The following is a 16934-nucleotide window of genomic DNA, read 5'->3' as shown; positions in this document are numbered from 1 at the left end:
TCTCGATCGGGACGCGAATCAAGCCGGATACACTGGTACAGGACTCCATGCTCACGAGCTCGACCCCGGGTTCTCAACCCAGCAGGGTCCGCACCCCCTCATACAACAGCACCGCGGCCAGAGCCAACAGCACCACCCCCAGCGCCCGCACCGTCATCACATAGCCCCGTCCTGCCAGCCAGGGGCGGGCCCACGCGGTCATCAGGGCGATGCCCACCTTGGCACCAATGAGCAATACGTAAAAGACCGTGACAAAGCCCACGGGAACCCAGGGGCCGGACTCGGACGCGCGGATGACGATGGGGCCGCCCACGCTGAGCCAGAACAGATAGGGATGCGGGCTGAGCATGTTGGCCAGCGCAGCCTTTTGCAGCGAGCGCTCCCGGGGCAGCACGCCGGCGCCCGGGCCAGCCGGGCGAAATCGCAGCGAGTCCCACCCCAGCCAGGCCACCACGCCAGCGCCGATGATCGACAACCCGCCCAGCACCTGATCCACATGGGCCAACTGCGCCAGGATGAACAGGGTGAGCAGGATGATGGGCAGATCCGTCAGCAGCGGTGCCAAGGCAACCTTCATGCCGGCACGCAAACCGTGCTGCAGGGTCTCGGAGATCACCAGGGCCAGCAAGGGGCCAGGCGCCACCCCGGCAGACAGGCCAAGCGCCGCGCCCATCAACAAGACAGCGAGGGTTTCCGTCATGGCCAATGGGGCCTCCATGAACGCAAAAAGCCCGGATAAAATCCGGGCTTTTTGCTGCCTGACACACGTCAGGGTGCAGATGGTGGCTACGGGTGGATTCGAACCACCGACCCCCGCATTATGAGTGCGATGCTCTAACCAGCTGAGCTACGTAGCCTTGGGAAGCGCAGGATTTTCGTGGTTTTCGCCCGAATTGTCAAGGCCTACACATTGAAACGGAAGTGCACCACATCGCCTTCCTTCATGATGTATTCCTTGCCTTCCAGGCGCCATTTGCCGGCATCCTTGGCGCCCTGCTCACCCTTGCAGGCCACATAGTCGTCGTAGGCGATCACTTCGGCGCGAATGAAACCCTTCTCGAAGTCCGTGTGAATCGCTCCGGCGGCACGGGGGGCGGTGGCACCGCGCTTGACGGTCCAGGCGCGAACCTCCTTCACACCAGCCGTAAAGAAGGTCTGCAGCCCCAGAAGATCGTAGGCGCCACGGATCACTCGATCCAGACCCGGCTCCTCCAGGCCCATCTCGGACAGAAATTCCACCTTCTCGTCTTCTTCCAACTGGGCGATTTCGGCCTCGATGGCGGCACATACAGGGATCACCTGGGCATGCTCCGCCTCGGCGAGTTCGCGCACACGTTCCAGCAGCGGATTATCGCTGAAGCCATCATCGTTGACGTTGGCGATGAACATGGCCGGCTTGGCGGTGATCAGTTGCAACTCCCTGAGCAGCGGACGCTCCTCGTCGGTGAGTTCCACGATGCGCGCCGGGAGACCTTCTGCCAGCACGGCCTGGGCCTTTTCTGCCACGGTCTTGCGGGCGATGGCGTCCTTGTTGCCGGACTTGGCATTACGCACCAGTCGCGTCAGCGCCTTTTCCACCGTCTCCAGGTCCGCCAGGGCCAGCTCGGTGTGGATCACCTCGATATCGGACACCGGGTCCACGCGGCCCGCCACATGCACCACGTCATCGTTCTCGAAGCAGCGCACCACGTGGGCAATGGCGTCGGTTTCGCGAATATGGGCCAGAAACTGGTTGCCCAACCCCTCCCCCTTGGAGGCACCAGCCACCAGTCCGGCGATGTCCACGAACTCCACGGTGGTTGGCAGCACGCGCTCGGGCTTGACGATCCCCGCCAGCACCTCAAGACGCGGATCAGGCACCGGCACGACGCCCACGTTGGGGTCGATGGTGCAGAAGGGATAGTTCTCGGCCTGGATACCGGCCTTGGTGAGGGCATTGAACAGGGTGGACTTGCCCACATTGGGCAGGCCGACGATACCGCATTTGAGGCTCATGGGGTGTCCGGACTCCGGTCTTGAGTTCTTGTCTGGGAGGTGGGGCTAAGGACTGGTATGGAGCTGATTCATGGCCTTTTGAACCTCTCCGATGACCACTTGGGGGGTGAGATCCAGGGCCCGATCGATGCTGTCCTGGATGGCGACATCCTCATCGGGGGCCGGTCGGCTGAGGACGAAAGGTACCACGTCATCCCGATGCCCGGGGTGACCCACGCCCAGCCTGAGACGCAGGAAGTCCTTGCCCAGATGGGCCATGATATGACGCAGCCCATTGTGGCCACCATGGCCACCGCCGCGCTTGATCCGGGCGGCACCTGGAGGCAGATCGATCTCATCGTGGACCACCAGAATGGAAGCTACGGGAATCCGGTAAAAGTCCGACAACAGGCGAATGGGCTGCCCGCTGTGGTTCATGTAGGCCATGGGCTTGAGCAGCCAGACATCCTGCCCATCGATCGTCACCCGGACCACATCACCGGCAAACCGACTCTCGGAGCGGAACTGCCCACCGTGACGCCGGGCCAGGGCGTCCACAAACCAGAACCCGGCATTATGCCGGGTCCGGTCATATTTGGGGCCGGGATTGCCCAGCCCCGCGATCAGGCGGATCGTGTCCTGTTCACTCACGGTACGCGTCCATTCCGGATCCCGGTCAACCCCGTGAGCCCATCAGGCCTCGGGGGTTTCCTCGCCACCTTCAGACTCTTCGTCCTCGGCGGTGCTAGCGCCACGGGTCTTGAGCACGCTCACCACCGGCAGGTCGTGATCGGGGCCCTGAGCCAGTGCAGTCAAGCTCACGCCTTGGGGCAGGGTCAGCTGAGACAGGTGCAGGGAATCGCCCACGCTCATTTCGCCCACGTCCACCTCGATGTACTCGGGCAGGTCACGGGGCAGGCACTCCACTTCCACTTCCACGGACTGGTGGCTCAGCATGCCGCCACCCTTCTTCACGCCCACACAGGTTTCTTCATTGAGGAAGTGCAGGGGTACGTGCACACGGACGGGCTCATTGTCACTCACGCGCTGCAGGTCCATATGCACCAGGAAGGGCTTATAGGGGTGGCGCTGCAGATCGCGCACGATGGCCTTTTCCAGCTTGCCGTCGACCGTTACGTTGAGGATATGGGAATAGAAGGCCTCGTATTCCTGGCTCAGCCAGACCGCGCTGTGATCCAGGGTGATGCTCACGGGTTCCTTGCCGGCGCCATAGATGATGGCGGGCAGTCGGCCGGCCCGGCGCAGGCGGCGGCTCGCACCCTTGCCCCGCTCCGTACGCGACTCTGCTTGCAGTTCAAAATTGGCACTCATGTCTTGCTCTCCGACTTACAAAAGAAACCCCTCCCGCGACCAGGAGGGGCGATGGGGCCGGGAGAGGAACCTCCCGGCCAAAATGTGTTCCCTACCGTCAGTCGACGAACAACGAGCTGACCGACTCCTCGCGATTGATGCGACGGATGGTTTCGGCCAGCATGCCGGCCACACTGAGCTGCTTGATGCGATCACAGGCCTGGGCTTCCGGGCGCAGCGGCAGGGTGTCGGTCACCACCAGCTCATCCAGTTCCGAATTCGTGATGTTCTCGATGGCAGGGCCTGACAGGACCGGGTGGGTGGCATAAGCCATGACCTTGGAGGCTCCGTGCTCCTTCAGGGCCTTGGCGGCCTGGCACAGGGTGCCGGCGGTATCCACCAGATCGTCGATGATGATGCAGGTCTTGTCCTGCACATCACCAATGATATGCATCACCTGGGATTCATTGGCCTTGGGCCGACGCTTGTCGATGATGGCCAGTTCGGCGTCGTCCAGACGCTTGGCCAGGGCACGGGCGCGCACCACACCACCCACGTCCGGGGAGACGACGAGCAGGTTGGGGATCTTCTGGCGCCAGATATGCCCCAGGAGGATGGGGGAGGCGTAGACATTATCCACCGGTACGTTGAAGAAGCCCTGCACCTGGTCGGCATGCACGTCCACGGTGAGCACCCGGTCTGCCCCCACTGCCTCGAGCATGTTGGCCACCACCTTGGCGGAGATGGGCACGCGGGCGGAGCGCACACGACGGTCCTGACGGGAGTAACCAAAATAGGGGATGACAGTGGTGATGCGGCCTGCCGAGGCGCGACGCAGGGCATCCACCATGATCAGCAGTTCCATGAGGTTGTCGTTGGTGGGGGAACCGGTGGACTGGATGATGAAGACATCCCTCCCACGAACGTTCTCCAGCAATTCCACCTGCACCTCGCCGTCGCTGAACCGACCGACGACCGCCTTGCCCAGGGGCAGATTGAGATGGTTGACCACGCTCTGCGCCAGGTTGGGAGTGGCGTTCCCGGCGAAGATCATCATTTTGGTTTTTTCGACCACTGTGGATCTAGGGAGCATAATTTTAGGGAACCCTAAAAACACCAAATCCCCTGCACCGGGTGGGCGCAGGGGACTCGACGATGGTTGGCTGGGCCGGCAGGATTCGAACCTGCGAATGCCGGGATCAAAACCCGGTGCCTTACCACTTGGCGACGGCCCAAGAACACTTTCAGCGAGAGTTGCAACTCATGCGCGATCCATGCGGTACTGCAATGCGGAGCGGTTCTGGCCCTGGGCCACGAAGCCTTGCCAGTGTGCCGGCAACCGGCCGTGAGCCTCCCGAGCAGCATGTTCTCCCTCAAAGGCGGCAAAGACGCAGCTACCGGTCCCCGTCATGCGGGCCTGGACGCCCTGCCCCTCCAGCCAGCCAAGGGCTTCGGCAACGGCTGGGTAGTGCTTGCACACGATGGGCTCACATACGTTTGCAGCCCGTCCCGCAGTAAAGTCGGCTATTTTGATGGCTTCGCAGTTTCGTGTCAATCCAGGATCGCCAAAGACGGCACCAGTGGACACATGAACCCCGGGGTGAACCACCAGATACCAGGGCTCGGGGGGGGCAACGGGCTCAAAGCGCTCCCCCACCCCCTCCGCCCAGGCCGCCCGCCCGTGGACAAAGATGGGCACATCAGCCCCCAGGCCCAGGCCCAGTTCCGCCAATTCCCCAAGGGTCAATCCAGTACCCCAAAGATGATTGAGCGCCACCAGAGTGGTGGCAGCATCAGAGCTGCCTCCACCCAGGCCGCCCCCCATGGGCAGCACCTTGCGCACCCGGATCAGCGCCCCGTCGCCATACCCGGTGGCACGCTTGAGGCAGCGGGCCGCCCGCACCGTCAGGTCATCCTCCGGCGCCACATCCTCCAGCACGTGAGCGGGACGTACCTGATCTCCAGCGAGCGGCTCAAAATCCAGCACATCTCCATGAGAGAGAAACTGAAACACCGTCTGCAGCTCGTGATAGCCGTCGGCACGGCGACCGGTGATATGCAGGAACAGATTGAGTTTGGCTGGCGCCGGCCAGCCCCTCCAGGCATCCAGATTCATGGGTTCATCTGCCAGTCATCCATCAGTACACGGACGCGAATGTCATCGAATTCCAGGGTCATGCGATCGGGCAGCGGCGGACGGGACTCGTCGCTGTAGCGCTGGTAGCGCACGGTCCATCCTGATTGCGCCAGCTGCTCGGGCCGACCGGCCGGGTCCAGCGCATAGGCCTCAAGGGAGCCCCCCGGAGCAGGAACCCCCAGCACCCAGTGGCGCAGGCCGTTCACAGGCAGCCGCCAGCCGAGCGTATCGTACACCAGTTGATCGGCGTCCCGGGCATGATGATTGCGCCCCTCACTGTCAGTGAGGGTCACGCCGGAGGCATCGCCACGCAGGCGGGCGGCATGGCGACCGAAAGGCCCATAGATCTGGATATCATAGGTTTCACCCTCCTGGCGCCAGCGCAAATTGGCATTCCAGCGCTCATCATCCACGGCCACGGCCACGCGCCCCGCGAGCACCCAGTCATCCCGTGCCGACAAGACCTCCAGCCGCTGCTGCCAGGTGCGCTCAACATCCTCAACCGGCTCGGGCGGACGTACGGCGCAGGCGGCGAGCAGGGCTGCCGCCAGGCATATCGTGATCAGTCGCATCATGGGTTCAGCCTTTCCTTGAGGCGCAACAGGCGTTCGTGATCCGGATCCCGCTCCAGGGCAGCCTCGAGGATGTCCAGGGCCTCCTCGCGCTCGCCCCGTTCCCAAAGCACCTGGGCCAGGTTGCTGGCGATCTCGCCATCCTCCATCTTGCCGTAGGCGCGGCGCAGGTGACTTTCCGCCTCGTCCAGGCGACCCAGGCGGTACAGCACCCAACCCATGCTGTCGATGATGGCGGCATCGTCGGGGCGCTGCTCGTAGGCCCGACTGATGTAGTCGTAGGCCTCTTCGAAGCGATCGGTACGATCCGCCAGGGTATACCCCAGCGCATTGAGTGCCGCGGGGTTATCAGGATCCTGCTCCAGGATGCGGTTCAGGTCTTCCTCCAGCTGGTCGATCCGATCCAGACGTTCGGCCATCAGGGCCCGAGCGTAGAGCAGCTCCAGGTGATCGGGATGTGACTCCAGGGCCTCATCCAGAAGCGCCAGGCCTGCCTGATAGTCCCGGGTCTCACGCAGTAACTGGGCTTCCGAAAGATAGGTTTCCACCTGCAGGCGCGGGTTGTCGCTGGTCTCGCGCAACCGGGTCAGGGCCTCCCGAGCCTCGTTGACCTGCCCCATTTCACCCCGAAGACGGGCGGCACGGATCATGGATTCCTGGCGGTAATCACCCCGATCCACCTCTTCGTAAAAGTCCACGGCACGCTGGACATCCCCCGTGAGCTCGGCAATGCGTCCCAGGTAGTAGCGCGCCTCACCGGCGCGCTGACCGATCTTGAGCAACTGCTCCAGATAACGTTCGGCCTCGCCGTACTGCTCCATCTCGATGTTGATCAGCCCCAGGGTGTAGAGCATGTCCGCGTCATCGCCGCGCTCAGCCACCACTGCCTCGAACTGGATCCGGGCATCCGCAAAGCGCTCTTCCTGCAACAGCAGCCGACCGTAATTGACCCGCAGATCCAGATCGTCGGGATAGCGCTCCACCAAATCCTTCATGGCCTGCAGGGAAGCCTCACGATCACCGGTGCGCTGGATTGCCCGCGCCCTGAGCACGCTGGCCTCGCGCAGGCCCGGGTCCATGCGCAGCGCCCTCTCCGTGGCGGCCACCGCCGCATGGGGCTGGTCCTGCTGCAGCGCCAGGCTGCCCAGGGCCAGCTGCGCCCTCGGATCATCGGAGCGTCCGGCAGCCACCTGTTCCATGGCCTTCACCGCCGCCGGACCATTCTGGGCCCGGGAAAGAATATTCACCAACAGCCCCAGGCCGTCCCCCTCCACGGCCTCCATGCGCTCAAGCACCCTCTCCAGGTGAGGCACGGCCGCATCCGGTTGATCATCGTTGACCAGCATGGCGGCCAGCACCTGGCGGGCCTCCAGGCTTTCGCCGTCCAATGCCACCCAGCGCTGGGCCGCCGGCAGGGCCTTCTCCCGGTCACCGGAGAAGAGGGCGATCCTTGTGGCTCGCTCGGCCACGCCCGGATCATCACTTCGTCCGGCCGCGCGCAAGTAATGATCAAGGGAGACTTGCAGTTCGCCCATATGACCGGCAATCTCCCCCACCAGCAGTTCATATAAGAGATCCGCCTGACCATTGTCCTCCGGCGTTCCCATCCGCAGATCAAGATTGGGATACACTTCCGGATCGTGCCCGCCGCCCCCTTGGGTGAGGCCGGCACAGGCGGTAAGCAGGCTGGCCGCAAGAACGATGCCGGCCAGACCGACGGCGGCGCGAGCGGGAAACGATGCAAAAGACGTGGCGGAAGGCTTCATCAGGGGACAGTAACCCAATAGGTCGAAATGAGCAGAACACCAGACCGGATCGCTTGTTGCAACCCGTCGGCACGAATACCCACAAGGGGGGCGCGCCAAAGGCCCCGGACAGTGTAAACTCAACTGGACAGCGCCCGGGCACCCTGAGTGTCAGATTGAGGAAACAGCCGCATGGACTGCGTCGCCTCGTCTCCCTTTGGCACCATAACGCGACCGATAAGTTCCCGGGCTCTTGGCCAACACCTGAAAGATCAAGAGTTTTCCGTGCGGACTCAAAGGGTTGAAACTGGGGTAAACTTGTCATGACTTCAATGCTGGCGCAAAATACGCTATTCACCAGGTCCTCACGTGCGATGCTTTTTACTCTCGGAGTCAATCACAAATCCGCCCCCGTCGGGATTCGCGAACGGGTCGTCTTCTCACCGGATCGCATGGAGGAGGCCCTTAATGGGCTGACCCAGTCCACGCCGGTGGAAGAGGCAGCCATACTGTCCACCTGCAATCGCACGGAAATTTATTTCCGCTCCGAAGCCCACCAGCCCACCGACCGTGTACTGCACTGGCTGGGGGAATTTCACCGCCTCAAACCCAGCGAGATCCAGCCCTATATCTACCGCCACCACGATGATGACGCCGTGCGTCACCTGCTGCGTGTGGCCTGCGGCCTGGACTCCCTGGTGCTGGGCGAACCCCAGATCCTGGGCCAGCTCAAAGGGGCCTACCAGAACGCCAACAGCTCCGGCACCCTGGGCCGTCAACTGGGGCGCCTGTTCCAGCACGCCTTCTCCGTAGCGAAGAATGTACGCACCTCCACCGCCATCGGTTCCAGCCCGGTCTCCGTGGCCTTTGCTGCGGTCTCCCTGGCCAAGCAGATCTGGGGTGACATGAAGCCCCTGACGGCGCTGATGATCGGCGCCGGCGAAACCGTTGAACTGGCCGCCCGTCACCTGAGCACCAACGAGATCGGGCGCATCATCGTCGCCAACCGCACGGTGGAACGCGCCAAGCCCCTGGCGGATCAGTTCAACGCCGAGGTGATCACCCTGCAGGAGATCCCCAATCGCCTGGCCGAGGCCGACATCCTGATCTCTTCCACCGCCAGCCCGCTGCCCATCCTGGGCAAGGGGGCCGTGGAGCGGGCCCTGAAGGTGCGCAAGCATCGGCCCATGTTCATGGTGGACATCGCCGTACCCCGGGACATCGAACCGGAGGTGGGCAAGCTGGACGACGTGTATCTCTACACGGTGGACGACCTGGAAGAGGTCATCCAGGAGAACCTGCAGTCCCGCCGCGAGGCAGCGCGCCAGGCCGAGGAGATCATCGAATCCCAGGTGGATACCTTCATGGGCTGGTTGCGGGCCCAGGACGCGGTGAGCACCATCTGCGCCTTCCGCGACAAGGCCCACAGCATGCAGCTTGAGGTGCTGGACAAGTCCCTGCAGATGGTGGCTGCCGGAAAATCCCCGGAGGAGGCCCTGGGCTTTCTCGCCCACACCCTCACCAACAAGTTCCTGCACGAGCCTTGCGACAGCATGAACCAGGCGGCCCGGGACGGCAAACTGGAGCTCATCGACGCGGCCCATGCCCTGTTCAAGCTGCCTGAAACCGACACCAGCGGTCACAAGATCAGTTCGTGAAAGACTCCATTCGCCGCAAGCTGGAAGACATTGCCGAGCGATTTGAAGAACTGGGCGGCCTGCTCTCCGACCCGGAGGTGATTGGCGACCAGGATCGGTTTCGCCAGTATTCCGTGGAATACAGCCAGCTGGAACCGGTGGTGGCGGCCTGGAACGAATATGCCCAGGCCCGTGACGACCTGGAGGCTGCACGCGAGATGGCCCGCGACCCGGATCCGGACCTGCGCGCCATGGCCGAGGACGAGATGGATGCCACCCAGGTCCGCCTGGCGGAACTGGAGCGTAACCTTCAGCGGCATCTGATCCCCCGCGACCCCCACGACGACAGCAACACCTTTCTGGAAATCCGCGCCGGCACCGGCGGGGATGAGGCCGCCATCTTTGCCGGCGACCTGTTCCGCATGTATTCCCGCTACGCCGAGACCCGGGGCTGGCAGATGGAAATCCTCTCGGAAAGCGAGGGTGAACATGGGGGTTTCAAGGAGATCATCGCCCGGGTGACCGGTCGGGGCGTGTATGCGCGCCTCAAGTTCGAATCCGGCGCCCATCGGGTGCAGCGGGTACCCGAGACGGAATCCCAGGGTCGCATCCATACCTCGGCGGCCACCGTGGTCATCATGCCCGAACCCGACGAGATGGAAGTCCCCGAGATCAACCCCGCCGATCTGCGGGTGGATACCTACCGGGCCAGCGGCGCGGGTGGGCAGCACGTGAACCGGACCGACTCCGCCGTGCGCCTGACCCACCTCCCCACGGGCCTGGTGGTGGAATGCCAGGAGGAACGCTCCCAGCACAAGAACCGGGCCAAAGCCATGAGTTACCTGGCCGCCCGGCTGCTGGAAATGGAAGAGACCCGGCGGCATTCGGAACAGTCCGCCACCCGCAAATCCCTGGTGGGCAGCGGCGATCGCTCCGAACGCATCCGCACCTACAACTTCCCCCAGGGCCGGGTGACTGACCACCGTATCAACCTCACCCTCTACAAGCTGGAAAACGTCATGACGGGCGACCTGGACCCGGTGATCGATCCGCTGGTCAATGAACACCAGGCCGAGCAACTCGCGGCACTGGGCGACTGAGGCAAGACTCTCAGGAAGCACCAGGCAAGGCCCTCACAATGGGCCCCTCACCTGCCCCCTCCAACGTAAAGGCGCACCCTGAGATGACCCTGACCGTTGCCCAGCTGATCACCGAAACCTGCCAGGGCCTGCAAACGGTGGATGCCCCCCGCCTGGAGGCCCAGCTGCTGGTGGCACAGGCGTTGGGTCGCGACCGCGCCTGGCTCTATGCCCATGGGGAAGACCCTGCACCAGAAGACGTCATCCAGCAGGTGCGCCAGTGGGCGCTGCGCCGATCCGCCGGGGAGCCTGCGGCCTATCTGCTGGGGCGTCGCGAGTTCTGGTCACTGGATCTGAAGGTGGGCCCCGAGGTGCTGATCCCGCGCCCGGACACGGAGATCCTGGTGGAGGCAGCCCTTTCACACCTGGACGAGGACAGTAACGCCTCCATCCTCGACCTGGGTACCGGCTCCGGCGCCATCGCCCTGGCTCTGGCCACGGAACGCCCGAAGGCACGCATCACCGCCACGGATCGCTCCCCCCTCGCCCTGGGGGTGGCCGCTGACAACGCCCGCCACCTGGGCCTGAACACCCGCATCCAATGGCTCGACGGAAGCTGGTATGACCCACTGGGGGACACGCGCTTTGACATGATCGTCAGCAACCCCCCCTATGTGGCCGAAGCCGACCCGCATCTGGGCCAATTGGGTCACGAACCCCGTGAGGCCCTGGTGTCTGGTGCCGACGGCCTGGACGACCTGCGTCAGATTGTGGCCGGTGCGCCGGATCATTTGCTGGCCGGCGGCTGGCTGCTGGTGGAGCATGGCGCGGACCAGGGGGGGGCGGTCCGCGCACTGTTCCAGGCAGCCGGTTTGTCACAGGTGGCCACACTCAAGGACCTGGCCGGGCGGGAGCGGGTGACCCTCGGCTGCCAGGGCTGAAACCCCGGGACGGAAAGCCTGCATTTTTTGTCTTGCATATTCCGGGCAGGCCGCTAGCATTGGCCTCATGGAATCCGCAGACGACGCATACATTCGCCATCGGGAACTGGTGTTCCGGGGCCCGCAGAAAGAACAGGACCAGCTGGAGGCCGCCTGGCTGATGTTGCGGGACGAGGTGCCCGCCATCCGCGAGGTACACCGCGATGGCGACAGGAAACTCCAGGTCACCTACGACATCCGCGAGATCACCTATGCGGAACTGGAGCAAGCCCTCACCGAGGTGGGGTTCCACATGGATAACAGCCTGTTGTCGAAACTACGCCGTGCCCTGTACAACTACGGCGAGGATACCGTCCGCGACAACCTGGGCCTGGTGAAGGACGAAAGCATCAGCGGCGTGGCACAACGGGTGTTCGTGAACCAGTACCGGCAACAGGCCCACGGCTGCCGGGATCAGCGGCCCCGGCATTGGCGGGAATACCTCTAGCCGGGGATGAGGGGCGCGGAGGGCACCCACTCGATCCGACGCCCCAGCGCCGCCCCCAGACCGAGCGTCAATCCCTCGGCAGCCTCTCCCCAGCTCACATCCACCCCCAACTGCTCCAGCGACGTGGTTGCCAGCCCCTGATGGCCACAGGGGTTGATGCGCGCGAAGGCGCTCAGATCCGGGTTCACGTTGAAGGCCAGCCCATGGTAGCTGCCACCGCGACGCACCCGCAGGCCCAGGGCGGCGATCTTGGCACCCCCCACATACACCCCGGGGGCATCCGCACGGGCCTGCGCCTGGATACCCAGGCCTTCCAGGTAATCGATCACGGTGCGCTCCAGGGTCGTTACCAGGGCACGCACCCCCATGCCCTGACGTCGCACATCCAGCAGCAGATAGATCACCACCTGACCGGGGCCGTGATAGGTCACCTGCCCACCCCGGTCCACCGGGATCACCGGGATATCGCCGGCATCCAGCACATGCTCCGGCTTGCCATTCATGCCCAGGGTGAACACCGGCGGATGCTCCACCTGCCAGATCTCGTCTGCAGTATCCTCGCCGCGCCCGGTGGTGAAGTCCTGCATGGCTCGCCACACCGGCTCATAGTCGCGCTGGCCCAGGCGATGCACGCGGATGGGCGGCTTCACAGGGCCATGGTCACCAGTTCGCAGGCGGTCAGGTCCTGGTAGAGGGCATCCATGTGTTGACGGCTCCGGGCCTGCACCACCACGGTGATGGCCACATACCGACCATTGCGGGAAGGCCGGGACGAGAAGGCCTGGCTGGACACCTCAGGTACATGGCGGCGCACGATGGCCTCCACCCGCTCATGGAACTCGGGCACCGATGCCCCCATCACCTTCACGGGGAATTCACAGGGAAAGGCGTCATCCAGCAGAGGAGTTTCACTGTGATCGCTCATGGGGCCTCCTGACGCAGGCTGGCCTTGTAGTCCTGATAAAGTGCATGAACACGCCGCCACACAGGCCCCGGCACCCCCTCCCCCACCGCACGGCCATCCAGGCGCGTGACCGGCAGGATCTCGCGGGTGGAACTGGTGAGCCAGATCTCCTGGGCACCCTGAAGACTGTCCTCGGGGATACGCGTTTCCATCACCGGCAGACCGTTGGCCTCGGCCAGTTCCACCAGCAGGTCCCGGGTGATCCCACCCAGCAGGGAATGATCCTTGGGCGGCGTGACGATCACCCCATCCGCCACCAGGAACAGGTTACTGGCTGCACCTTCCGTGGCCAGACCGTTGCGCACCAGGATGGCCTCCGTGGCACCGCTGTCCACAGCCTCCTGCCGGGCCAGCACATTGGCCAGCAGGGTGATGGCCTTGATGTCGCAACGGGACCAGCGGTGGTCGGGGATGACCACGGCGGCCACGCCCTGGGTCAGCACCTGCTCCCCGGGCGGCCGAATGGGGTTCACCATGGCCATCACCGTGGGTTCGATGGCTTCCGGAAAGGCATGATCCCGGGGCGCCACGCCGCGCGTCACCTGCACGTACACGCTGCGGTCTCCGCCCGGATTACGGGCCAGCAACTCGTCAATGAGGATCGCCCAATCCTCGCGGGACAGGGGGTCGGGAATACGGATCTCCGCCAGGCTGCGGGCCAGACGATCCAGATGCTCCCCCAGACGCAGGGGGCGGCCACCGAAGACCGGAATCACCTCGTACACGCCGTCCCCGAACAGAAAGCCCCGGTCGAGCACCGAGACCTTCGCTCTATCCTCCGGCAGAAACTCGCCGTTGAGATGGATGATCTTGCTATCAGACATCATGGCTCCCGTGCGCTTGCCGGCTCAATAGCGGATCCAGAGCCAGGCCCCGTCCATCAACTGGCGGACCAGGCCCCCCTCTTCCACCGCCTCCAACGCCACCAGGGGGCGGGTTGCGACAACCTCGTCACCCAGCACCAGCATCAACTCACCATGGCTGGCACCCTGCTGGATGGGGGCTTCCAGCAGGCGATCCATTTCCGTTTGTGCCTGCAGTTGCTCATAACTGCCCCGGGGAATGCTTACATAGAAGGGCTCGGTCAGGCCCAGGGGGACGGACTTGGTTTCCCCCTTCCACACCCGGGCCTCGGTCAGGGGCTCCCCGGCCTCGTAGACCCGATGGGTTTCAAACTGGCGGAAGGCCCAGTTGTAGAGGGCCTGGGACTCGTTGGCCCGCATGCGCCCACCCTGTTCGTGACTGGAGGCTTCGATTCCCATCACGGCCACCACCAGGCGCATGTCGTCACGCTTGGCCGAGGACACCAGATTGTAGCCCGCGGAGCTGGTCCAGCCGGTCTTGCCGCCGTCCACCGAGTCATCGCGCCACAGCAACAAGTTGCGGTTGGACTGGCTGATGCCGTTATAGGTGAAGCTGCGCTCGGCGTAGTACCCGTAGTACTCGGGGAAATCATTCACCAAGGCCTGCATCAGCCTTGAGATGTCCCGGGCCGAGGTGTACTGATCCGCCTCGCTGGGCAGACCATGGCTGTTCTGAAAGCGGGTGTCGTGCATCCCCAGGGCCCGGGCCTGGGCGTTCATCAGATCCACGAAAGCCCCCTCGGTGCCGGCCACCCGTTCTGCCAGTGCCACACAGGCATCGTTGCCGGACTGAATGATCATGCCGCGGAGCAGATCTTCCACGGTGACCTTCCTGCCCACCTCGATGAACATGCGCGACGCCCCACGCATGCCGGTGCGCCAGGCCCGCTCACTGACCTCCACTTCCTCGTCCAGACTGAGCTTGCCCTCCTGCAGTTCCCGGAAAACCATGTAGGCGGTCATGATCTTGGTCAGGCTGGCGGGCTCCACCCGCTGATCGCCTTCCCGTTCCGCGAGTATGGCGCCGCTCTGAGCATCCATCACCACGTAATTACGGGCATTGAGGTCCGAGGGAGGAGACACCCTGAGTGCACTTCCCAGGGCCACCCCGGGCAACAGGGCAAACAACAGCAAAAAGACGCTTACTCTCTGGATCATGGCTCTTCAGACACCTGGAATGATTCGATTCGGAACTGGATGGGATGAGGCTATCATACATGCGCACCCTGGATGCCGGAGACACTTCAGGGTGGATCGGGACGCATCCCCACAGGGGCAACTTAATCTGTCACGATACGAAAATCCGTGATGCCCATCGCCTCCAGGGTGCGCCCCGCCTCGGCCGCCCGCGACTCGTCGGCCTTCGGCCCAAGGCGCACCCGGTACAGACGACGATCCTCGACCCGGCTTTCGGTGACGGCCACAGGCCCGAGGCCCCGGGCCCGCAGGCGATCCTGCAGCAACTCGGCGTTGGTGCGGCTGGCGAACGCGCCCACCTGCACAAAGACATCGCCGGGAGCCTCATGAGCAGGCAGTGGCTGCAACAGGGGTGCGGGTGTCCGCCAATGTTCACCGGAACCGTTGTCGACCGCGGCGGGGGTGGCCGCCTGTTGCATCCTGCCGGAGGCCGGATAGGGCTCCAGGGCCTCCACTTCCACCCGTGCCGTGCCCTGATTGATCATGTCGATCCGGTGCGCTGCTGCATAGGACAGGTCGATGATGCGATTGTTCACAAAGGGCCCGCGGTCATTCACCCGCACCACCACACTACGCCCATTCTCCAGATTGGTGACGCGCACATAAGTGGGCAGTGGCAGCGCCGTGTGGGCCGCCGTCATGGCGTACATGTCATAGGGTTCGCCACTGGAGGTGCGCCGACCATGAAACTTGGTGCCATACCAGGAGGCGATACCACGCTCCCGGTAACCCTCGGCCGAGGCCAGCGTGTAATAGCGCCTCCCGAACACTTCGTAGGACTCTGGATTACCATACCGACTGGGTGGCTCGGGCCGCGGCGTGGGCTCCTCAACGGCAGCCAGATCGGGCACCTCCCGGGGATGCGGGGCACCATCCCCGGACACGGGTCCACTCGGACCAGCACAGGCGGCCAGCCCCACTGCCACCAGGGCCAGCAGCAGCGCGCCCACCACCCCGGGAAGATTCACGAACCATCACCCCGGCGCAGCTCGGCTTCCCGGGCCTCGCGGATTTCCCGGGCCAGTTCGTACACGGCCATGGCGTAAAGGGGGCTGCGGTTATAGCGGGTGATCACGTAGAAGTTCTCGTACCCAAGCCAGACCTGAGTACCCTCCTCCGCCTCCAGTTCAATCACCGAAAAACGGGCATCCGGATCCACCGATGACACCGGCTTGATGCCCTTTTCCGCCAGATCTTCCAGGCTATGCCGGGCCCGGTAAGGACGGCTCACCAGTGCCTTGTAGTCGTCACCTTCCACCTGGGCACGCACCACCACGGGCTCCCCCATGGACCAGCCATGGCGCCGAAAATAGTTGGCCACGCTGCCGATGGCATCGGGCCAGGAATTGAGCAGATCCCGGCGCCCGTCGCCGTTGAAATCCACGGCGTATTCCCGGTAGCTGGAGGAGATGAACTGCCCCCGGCCCATGGCCCCGGCGTAGGAGCCCTTGGTACCAAGCAGATCCAGCCCCTCCTCCCTCACAAGCCGCAGGTAGTGGGCCAGCTCGGAGCGGAAGAAATCCGCCCGGGGTGGGTAATCAAACCCCAGGGTCACCAGGGCATCGAACACCGGGAAGCCACCGGCATGCCGACCATAGAAGGTCTCCACGCCAATGATGGCAACGATGATGTCGGGGTTCACCCGGAAGCGTTCCTGGGCCCGCAACAGGGTGGCTTCATGTTCCTCCCAGAAACGCACCCCCGCCTCGATCCGCTGGCGGGTGAGGAAAATGGGCCGATAGTCCTTCCAGGGCCGGGCCTCGGCCGGCGCCGAGATCAGATCCAGCACCCGCTGCAATCCGTCGGTGTTGGCAAACAGCGCGCGCAGTTCATCCTCGTCAAATCCCTCGTCCACCTGTTCCTGGATGAAGCGCTGCACCTCCTCACGCTCCAGGTAGGGGGGGTCTCCCGCCTTGAAGCGAGGCGAGGCATCGCCCACACCCGGCATGAGGGCAAACAGGAGACAGAGCCCCATGAGGGCTGTCGTCACTCGAGGGAACGGGCTTGTTGAGGAGCCGCGCATCGGG

General features: G+C 64.0%; 18 protein-coding genes and 2 tRNA genes. 4 read left to right on the top strand and 16 right to left on the bottom strand.

The window, feature by feature from the left end:
* Positions 1-73: 73 nt before the first annotated feature.
* The 10 genes from ECTHA_RS0109175 to ECTHA_RS0109130 form a co-directional block, all read right to left on the bottom strand.
* Positions 74-700 (bottom strand): LysE family translocator, encoded by a 627-nt coding sequence (locus ECTHA_RS0109175; protein ID WP_026623670.1) that lies wholly within the window; start codon positions 698-700, stop codon positions 74-76.
* A gap of 80 nt (positions 701-780) precedes the next feature.
* Positions 781-857 (bottom strand) — tRNA-Met (locus tag ECTHA_RS0109170).
* 46 nt (positions 858-903) lie between these two features.
* Entirely contained in the window at positions 904-1995 is a 1092-nt protein-coding gene (gene ychF, locus ECTHA_RS0109165) for a redox-regulated ATPase YchF (RefSeq protein WP_025280741.1), read from the bottom strand.
* 45 nt (positions 1996-2040) lie between these two features.
* Positions 2041-2625, bottom strand: coding sequence for an aminoacyl-tRNA hydrolase (gene pth, locus ECTHA_RS0109160; protein ID WP_025280740.1), 585 nt, complete (start codon positions 2623-2625; stop codon positions 2041-2043).
* A gap of 42 nt (positions 2626-2667) precedes the next feature.
* Positions 2668-3306 (bottom strand): 50S ribosomal protein L25/general stress protein Ctc, encoded by a 639-nt coding sequence (locus ECTHA_RS0109155; RefSeq protein WP_025280739.1) that lies wholly within the window; start codon positions 3304-3306, stop codon positions 2668-2670.
* A gap of 97 nt (positions 3307-3403) precedes the next feature.
* Complete coding sequence (locus ECTHA_RS0109150; protein ID WP_029762245.1) at positions 3404-4342, bottom strand: ribose-phosphate diphosphokinase; 939 nt, start codon at positions 4340-4342, stop codon at positions 3404-3406.
* A 103-nt stretch (positions 4343-4445) separates the two neighbouring features.
* A tRNA-Gln gene (locus ECTHA_RS0109145) sits at positions 4446-4520 on the bottom strand.
* A 26-nt stretch (positions 4521-4546) separates the two neighbouring features.
* Positions 4547-5401 carry a 4-(cytidine 5'-diphospho)-2-C-methyl-D-erythritol kinase gene (gene ispE / locus ECTHA_RS0109140; RefSeq protein ID WP_025280737.1) on the bottom strand — a complete coding sequence of 285 codons (855 nt, stop codon included), beginning with the start codon at positions 5399-5401 and terminating at the stop codon, positions 4547-4549.
* On the bottom strand, positions 5398-5997 hold the full coding sequence (gene lolB / locus ECTHA_RS0109135; protein ID WP_025280736.1) for a lipoprotein insertase outer membrane protein LolB: 600 nt from the start codon (positions 5995-5997) through the stop codon (positions 5398-5400). Before lolB ends, ispE begins: the two co-directional genes overlap by 4 nt.
* On the bottom strand, positions 5994-7760 hold the full coding sequence (locus ECTHA_RS0109130) for a tetratricopeptide repeat protein (protein WP_025280735.1): 1767 nt from the start codon (positions 7758-7760) through the stop codon (positions 5994-5996). Before ECTHA_RS0109130 ends, lolB begins: the two co-directional genes overlap by 4 nt.
* Positions 7761-8113: 353 nt before the next feature.
* On the opposite strand from ECTHA_RS0109130, the gene hemA reads away from it, so the two are divergent.
* From hemA to ECTHA_RS0109110, 4 genes are all read left to right on the top strand, one after another.
* The gene (gene hemA, locus ECTHA_RS0109125; protein ID WP_025280734.1) at positions 8114-9397 is read left to right on the top strand and encodes a glutamyl-tRNA reductase; all 1284 of its coding nucleotides are present in this window, start codon (positions 8114-8116) and stop codon (positions 9395-9397) included.
* Positions 9394-10476, top strand: a complete 1083-nt coding sequence (gene prfA, locus ECTHA_RS0109120) for a peptide chain release factor 1 (protein ID WP_025280733.1) — start codon at positions 9394-9396, stop codon at positions 10474-10476. The genes hemA and prfA overlap by 4 nt, the downstream gene beginning before the upstream one ends.
* An 83-nt stretch (positions 10477-10559) precedes the next feature.
* On the top strand, positions 10560-11396 hold the full coding sequence (gene prmC, locus ECTHA_RS0109115) for a peptide chain release factor N(5)-glutamine methyltransferase (RefSeq protein ID WP_026623668.1): 837 nt from the start codon (positions 10560-10562) through the stop codon (positions 11394-11396).
* A gap of 67 nt (positions 11397-11463) precedes the next feature.
* The gene (locus ECTHA_RS0109110) at positions 11464-11883 is read left to right on the top strand and encodes a hypothetical protein (protein WP_025280732.1); all 420 of its coding nucleotides are present in this window, start codon (positions 11464-11466) and stop codon (positions 11881-11883) included.
* On the opposite strand, the gene lipB is transcribed toward ECTHA_RS0109110, so the two are convergent.
* The 6 genes from lipB to mltB all read right to left on the bottom strand — a co-directional run bounded on the left by lipB (position 11880) and on the right by mltB (position 16930).
* Positions 11880-12533, bottom strand: a complete 654-nt coding sequence (gene lipB / locus ECTHA_RS17805; RefSeq protein WP_025280731.1) for a lipoyl(octanoyl) transferase LipB — start codon at positions 12531-12533, stop codon at positions 11880-11882. The two genes, ECTHA_RS0109110 and lipB, sit on opposite strands and share 4 nt — an antisense overlap.
* Complete coding sequence (locus ECTHA_RS0109100; protein WP_025280730.1) at positions 12530-12808, bottom strand: YbeD family protein; 279 nt, start codon at positions 12806-12808, stop codon at positions 12530-12532. Before ECTHA_RS0109100 ends, lipB begins: the two co-directional genes overlap by 4 nt.
* The gene (locus ECTHA_RS0109095; protein ID WP_026623666.1) at positions 12805-13674 is read right to left on the bottom strand and encodes a D-amino acid aminotransferase; all 870 of its coding nucleotides are present in this window, start codon (positions 13672-13674) and stop codon (positions 12805-12807) included. Before ECTHA_RS0109095 ends, ECTHA_RS0109100 begins: the two co-directional genes overlap by 4 nt.
* Positions 13675-13695: 21 nt before the next feature.
* Positions 13696-14868 carry a D-alanyl-D-alanine carboxypeptidase family protein gene (locus ECTHA_RS0109090; RefSeq protein ID WP_025280728.1) on the bottom strand — a complete coding sequence of 391 codons (1173 nt, stop codon included), beginning with the start codon at positions 14866-14868 and terminating at the stop codon, positions 13696-13698.
* Between the two features lie 122 nt (positions 14869-14990).
* Positions 14991-15875, bottom strand: coding sequence for a septal ring lytic transglycosylase RlpA family protein (locus tag ECTHA_RS0109085; protein ID WP_025280727.1), 885 nt, complete (start codon positions 15873-15875; stop codon positions 14991-14993).
* The gene (gene mltB / locus ECTHA_RS0109080) at positions 15872-16930 is read right to left on the bottom strand and encodes a lytic murein transglycosylase B (protein ID WP_026623665.1); all 1059 of its coding nucleotides are present in this window, start codon (positions 16928-16930) and stop codon (positions 15872-15874) included. Before mltB ends, ECTHA_RS0109085 begins: the two co-directional genes overlap by 4 nt.
* Positions 16931-16934 lie beyond the last annotated feature (4 nt).

It is taken from the genome of Ectothiorhodospira haloalkaliphila ATCC 51935, from assembly GCF_000633935.1.
Classification (GTDB): Bacteria; Pseudomonadota; Gammaproteobacteria; order Ectothiorhodospirales; family Ectothiorhodospiraceae; genus Ectothiorhodospira; species Ectothiorhodospira haloalkaliphila.
The sequence above is the reverse complement of the archived record's forward strand: the minus strand, read 5'-3'. Positions and strand labels throughout refer to the sequence as shown.

What these genes read in the sequence shown, in the direction of transcription:
- ECTHA_RS0109175 (WP_026623670.1), bottom strand. Translation starts at nt 700, where the DNA reads ATGACGGAAACCCTCGCTGTCTTGTTGATGGGCGCGGCGCTTGGCCTG.
- ychF (WP_025280741.1), bottom strand. Translation starts at nt 1,995, where the DNA reads ATGAGCCTCAAATGCGGTATCGTCGGCCTGCCCAATGTGGGCAAGTCC.
- ECTHA_RS0109155 (WP_025280739.1), bottom strand. Translation starts at nt 3,306, where the DNA reads ATGAGTGCCAATTTTGAACTGCAAGCAGAGTCGCGTACGGAGCGGGGC.
- ECTHA_RS0109150 (WP_029762245.1), bottom strand. Translation starts at nt 4,342, where the DNA reads ATGATGATCTTCGCCGGGAACGCCACTCCCAACCTGGCGCAGAGCGTG.
- ispE (WP_025280737.1), bottom strand. Translation starts at nt 5,401, where the DNA reads ATGAATCTGGATGCCTGGAGGGGCTGGCCGGCGCCAGCCAAACTCAAT.
- lolB (WP_025280736.1), bottom strand. Translation starts at nt 5,997, where the DNA reads ATGATGCGACTGATCACGATATGCCTGGCGGCAGCCCTGCTCGCCGCC.
- ECTHA_RS0109130 (WP_025280735.1), bottom strand. Translation starts at nt 7,760, where the DNA reads ATGAAGCCTTCCGCCACGTCTTTTGCATCGTTTCCCGCTCGCGCCGCC.
- hemA (WP_025280734.1), top strand. Translation starts at nt 8,114, where the DNA reads ATGCTTTTTACTCTCGGAGTCAATCACAAATCCGCCCCCGTCGGGATT.
- prmC (WP_026623668.1), top strand. Translation starts at nt 10,560, where the DNA reads ATGACCCTGACCGTTGCCCAGCTGATCACCGAAACCTGCCAGGGCCTG.
- ECTHA_RS0109110 (WP_025280732.1), top strand. Translation starts at nt 11,464, where the DNA reads ATGGAATCCGCAGACGACGCATACATTCGCCATCGGGAACTGGTGTTC.
- ECTHA_RS0109100 (WP_025280730.1), bottom strand. Translation starts at nt 12,808, where the DNA reads ATGAGCGATCACAGTGAAACTCCTCTGCTGGATGACGCCTTTCCCTGT.
- ECTHA_RS0109095 (WP_026623666.1), bottom strand. Translation starts at nt 13,674, where the DNA reads ATGATGTCTGATAGCAAGATCATCCATCTCAACGGCGAGTTTCTGCCG.
- ECTHA_RS0109090 (WP_025280728.1), bottom strand. Translation starts at nt 14,868, where the DNA reads ATGATCCAGAGAGTAAGCGTCTTTTTGCTGTTGTTTGCCCTGTTGCCC.
- mltB (WP_026623665.1), bottom strand. Translation starts at nt 16,930, where the DNA reads ATGCGCGGCTCCTCAACAAGCCCGTTCCCTCGAGTGACGACAGCCCTC.